Here is a 4050-nt window from a genome sequence, read left to right as displayed (position 1 = left end):
GTCGCCCCCCGGACCACCGCCGATTTCGAGCGTGCCGGCATCCAGATCCTGAATCCATGGCGACAGGCCGCGTGAACGCGCCGCGCTCCGGCTTCGATAGCATCGGGCACCGCCCGAGGTTCGGGGTGCGTCCTATTCCGCATCGTTCTGGTTCTCGATCGTGCCGATAAAGCTCGGATCGGCGAGAAGCCGCCAATAGTATCCGGCGCAGACGATCCCGGATGGCACCAAGGGATAACGCCGCTGGACTGTTTCAGAGACAAAATAATCCCCGACCGGCTTGATCAGTGTCACGCTGTCCAATCCTTGCGGGCCTTGGGCGGGTCTGGCCTGGATATGCAGCGCCTGTGACGCCAGGGCGTCGCACGCGCCCAACGTGCCTTCCGCCGCCAGCGGATAGCACCAGATCGTTGCGGCGATAACCAGGACGGCGACGGCGGATTTCATGATCGCCACGCTACAGCGTTTTTACCCTGACTGTGCAGGGAAAAACGCTGTAGCGCTTTGTTTGATCGCATGATTCACGCGCTCTGGACGTTCCGCCCAGCGCGATCATGCTCTAACCTGACAGGCCGTCCGCGCAACCCAATCTTTCCGTGCCGACGATGTCTGGTCGTTTGCACACGAATGATCGGACGGCTATACCATAACCCGATGCGAGATCCGGAAAATCCCGATACGCCATTGCCCGAGACCGAACGAACCGCCGCCGCGCTGGATGGGTATGTGGTGGAGGATCAGGTCGGATTCCTGATGCGCAGAGCCAATCAGCGGCATACGGCGTTATTCGCGGACGGAATGGCGGCCGCCGACCTGACGCCGACGCAATTCACCGCCTTGGTCAAGGTGTGCGAAATGGGCCGGGTCACGCAAAACCATCTCGGGCGGTTGACTGCCATGGATCCGGCGACGATCCAGGGCGTGGTCCGCCGCTTGATCGAGCGCGACCTGGTGTCGCGAACCACCGACCCGCTCGACCGGCGCACCATCGTGGTGGCACCGACGCAGGCGGGACTGGCCCTGACGGCGCGGGCTGTCGTCGCGGCGCGCCGGATCACCGAGGCCACGCTCGAACCGTTGACCGCGGATGAACAGCGGCAAATTCTGTCTTTGCTGCGGAAACTTGGCTGAGGAAGAAACGAAAGGAATCCTGTCATGGCGCTGGCAGCCGGTCCGGAGAAGCAGGTTGGAAAGCTGGTGGTCACCAATATCGGGCTGCTGCTGTCGGGCGCGCTGGAGGCGCCCATCCTTGACGCCGACACAATCGTTGCCGAATCCGGTCGTATCGTCGCGGTCGGCAAGCGCGGCGATTGTGACATCGGCGATGCCCGCGTCACCATCGACGCCCATGGCTGCGCCGTTTCGCCCGGGCTGGTCGACAGCCACGTGCATCCGGTGTTCGGCGACTGGACGCCGCGGCAGGGGCAGTTCGGCTGGATCGATTCGTTCCTTCATGGCGGCGTCACCACCATGGTTTCGGCTGGTGAAGTCCACCTGCCCGGCCGCCCGAGGGACATCGTCGGTGTCAAGGCGCTCGCCATCACCGCACAACGTGCGTACGAGAACTTCCGGCCGGGCGGCGTCAAGGTCCTGGGCGGCGCACCCGTGATCGAGAAGGGCATGGTCGAGAGCGATTTCGTTGAACTCGCGCAGGCTGGCGTGCGGCTGCTGGGTGAAGTCGGCTTGGGCAGCGTGAAGGCCGGATACGAGGCGAAGGAAATGGTCGCCTGGGCCCGCAAGGCCGGCATTCAAAGCACCATCCATACTGGCGGCCCTTCGGTGCCCGGGTCCGGGTATATCGATGCCGATACGGTGCTGGAGGCGGATGCCGATATCATCGGCCACATCAACGGCGGTCATACCGCACTGCCGCTGTCGCAGATTCGTTGCCTGTGCGAAGGGTGTGCGCGGGGCATCGAGATCGTGCACAACGGCAACGAACTGGCCGGGCTGACGGCGCTGCGTTACGCCCGCGAACTGGGACAGATGCAGCGCGTGATGCTGGGCACCGACAGCCCGGCGGGGTCCGGGGTGCAGCCACTGGGGATATTGCGGATGATCGCGTTGTTGTCCTCGGTCGGCGACACGCCGGCGGAAACGTTGTTCTGCTGCGCCACCGGCAACACCGCTCGGATGCGCAACCTGGATTGTGGGCTGATCGAGACGGGCAAGGCGGCCGATCTCGTGTTCATGGACCGAGCGCAGCATTCATCGGGCACCGATCTGTTGGACAGCGTGCGCAAGGGCGATCTTCCGGGGATCGGGATGGTGGTCATCGACGGTATCGTCCGCTGTGGCCGCAGCCGGAACACGCCGCCGGCGGAACGCGTGCCGGAGGTGGTCGGGTAGAGAAAATGGGATGGATACGATGCACCAGACGGCAGCATGTATCGCCGACCTTCATGGTCGATGGTCTGGTGCAATCTGACATGAGCAGTGGTGACGATGCATCCGATTGGGTTTCGCGTTTGCTGGCCCCGTGACGAGGCCCTTATCCGTAGCCAGCCAATCGTCAGCGCAGGTCGGCCCGAAGATCGCGCACGCCCCGTCCCAGGCGCTGGCGCAGCAATGTTCGCAATGTGGCGCCGTCGAGGTAGCCGACCTCCGCTGCGATAGCGTCCACGTCGAGGCCGCTGCCGTGGAGCAGCGATTGCGCGTGTTCGACACGCAGATCCTGGAAATAGGACAGCGGCGATTTGCCGAGCACCGCTTCGCAACGGCGTTGTAACGTGCGGGCGCTGGTCGCCAGCGCGCCGGCGGCTTCCTGCAGCGAGAACCCTTCCTTGAGATGGCCGCGCGCCCACCGTTCGAAGCGCAGAATCAGGGGGTCCGCCTGCGCCAGATGATTGGGGATGATGTAGGACGCCTGGGAGGAGCGTATGTCGGCAAGCAGGTAGCGTGAGACGACGGCGGCCAGTTCCGGGCTGGCCTTGCGTATCAACCAGAGCACCAGATCGAGATGCCCCATCGCCGCGCCAGCCGTGACACCCACGTCTGACGGCACCAGCATGCGGGACTCGTCGAGCAAGACCTTCGGGTAGCGTTGCCGGAACAGCGGCGCCAGCCACCAGGTTGTCGTCGCCTCCCGATTATCCAGCAGTCCGGCGTCCGCCAGCATGAACGTCCCGATACAGGCCGCGCCGATATGAACGCCGTCGGCCCGCCACTTCAGCAATTGCGCCTTGGCCTGGCGCACATCCGGCCGTTCGAGGGACTGGATCAACTGCTCCGGCGCCCCGGTGCTCAGGGCCGGAACGATCACCCAGTCCGGCTTCAAATCCGGTGTTACCGCTTGCACCGGTATCGCCAGTCCATGGCTGGACCGGACCTTCCTGCGCATGCCGACGACCGACACGTTGAAATGGGGTGTTCCGCCCGTTTGCCGGGCCGACAGGTTGTTTGCGATGCCAAACGCGTCGAGCGCGACGGTCAGGCCGGTATCGAACAGCCCCTCCAGGGCGAGCACTGCGATGCGCATGGCGTAAATGGCCTTAAAGTTGGCATTTACGACGATACCGGCTTTGCGGTCCGCTGGCTAGGTTCGCCTTGTCAACACGACACAAGGAGAACACTCATGAAGGTTTTCGCTATCGGCTCGATCATCAAGCCCCCTACCCCGGAACAACGGCAGCAGATCATGCCGAAGGAGGTTCCCGACACGCTGCGGCTTTATCTCGATGGCGCCATCGAGCAGTTCTGGTTCCGTACCGATAAGCCCGGCGTGGTCTTTCTGATGAACGTCGAATCGATCGACCAGGCCAAGTCGAAGGTGGACGCGCTGCCGCTCACCGAGGGTGGCTTCATGCAGTTCGACCTGCTGCCGGTCGGACCGCTCGCCCCGCTGGGCATGCTGATCCAAGGCAAGTAATACCGGCGGCGGTTGAGGTTGGCACTTCAGCCTCGTCTTGGGTCAGCGACGTACGGGCTATCTGGTCCCGTCATTTTACTGGGGCAGATGGCCCGGACTTCGCCGGGCCATGACGAATTAGCTGAGGCCGAGCCGTGACGGATCAAGAGCCGGGCTTAACGGCGGTTGGTCTTGCAAATCGC

The 4050-nt window shown here is 63.7% G+C and carries 5 protein-coding genes; 3 read left to right on the top strand and 2 right to left on the bottom strand.

Annotated elements, in window-relative coordinates:
- Positions 1 to 132: 132 nt before the first annotated feature.
- Positions 133 to 447, bottom strand: coding sequence for a hypothetical protein (locus GSQ89_RS21565; RefSeq protein ID WP_158929064.1), 315 nt, complete (start codon positions 445 to 447; stop codon positions 133 to 135).
- A 207-nt stretch (positions 448 to 654) separates the two neighbouring features.
- On the opposite strand from GSQ89_RS21565, the gene GSQ89_RS21560 reads away from it, so the two are divergent.
- The gene (locus tag GSQ89_RS21560; RefSeq protein ID WP_158929062.1) at positions 655 to 1131 is read left to right on the top strand and encodes a MarR family winged helix-turn-helix transcriptional regulator; all 477 of its coding nucleotides are present in this window, start codon (positions 655 to 657) and stop codon (positions 1129 to 1131) included.
- A 24-nt stretch (positions 1132 to 1155) separates the two neighbouring features.
- Positions 1156 to 2349: an amidohydrolase family protein gene (locus tag GSQ89_RS21555; RefSeq protein ID WP_158929060.1), complete on the top strand. Its 1194-nt coding sequence runs from the start codon at positions 1156 to 1158 to the stop codon at positions 2347 to 2349.
- Between the two features lie 163 nt (positions 2350 to 2512).
- Here the strand turns inward: GSQ89_RS21555 and GSQ89_RS21550 are convergent, their stop codons facing one another.
- The gene (locus GSQ89_RS21550) at positions 2513 to 3478 is read right to left on the bottom strand and encodes a GlxA family transcriptional regulator (RefSeq protein WP_158929058.1); all 966 of its coding nucleotides are present in this window, start codon (positions 3476 to 3478) and stop codon (positions 2513 to 2515) included.
- Positions 3479 to 3574: 96 nt separating this feature from the next.
- Between GSQ89_RS21550 and GSQ89_RS21545 the strand changes: the two genes are divergently transcribed.
- The gene (locus GSQ89_RS21545; protein ID WP_158929057.1) at positions 3575 to 3868 is read left to right on the top strand and encodes a hypothetical protein; all 294 of its coding nucleotides are present in this window, start codon (positions 3575 to 3577) and stop codon (positions 3866 to 3868) included.
- The last annotated feature ends 182 nt before the right edge of the window (positions 3869 to 4050 follow it).

Source organism: Acidisphaera sp. S103 (genome assembly GCF_009765975.1).
Classification (GTDB): Bacteria; Pseudomonadota; Alphaproteobacteria; order Acetobacterales; family Acetobacteraceae; genus Rhodopila.
The sequence above is the reverse complement of the archived record's forward strand: the minus strand, read 5'-3'. Positions and strand labels throughout refer to the sequence as shown.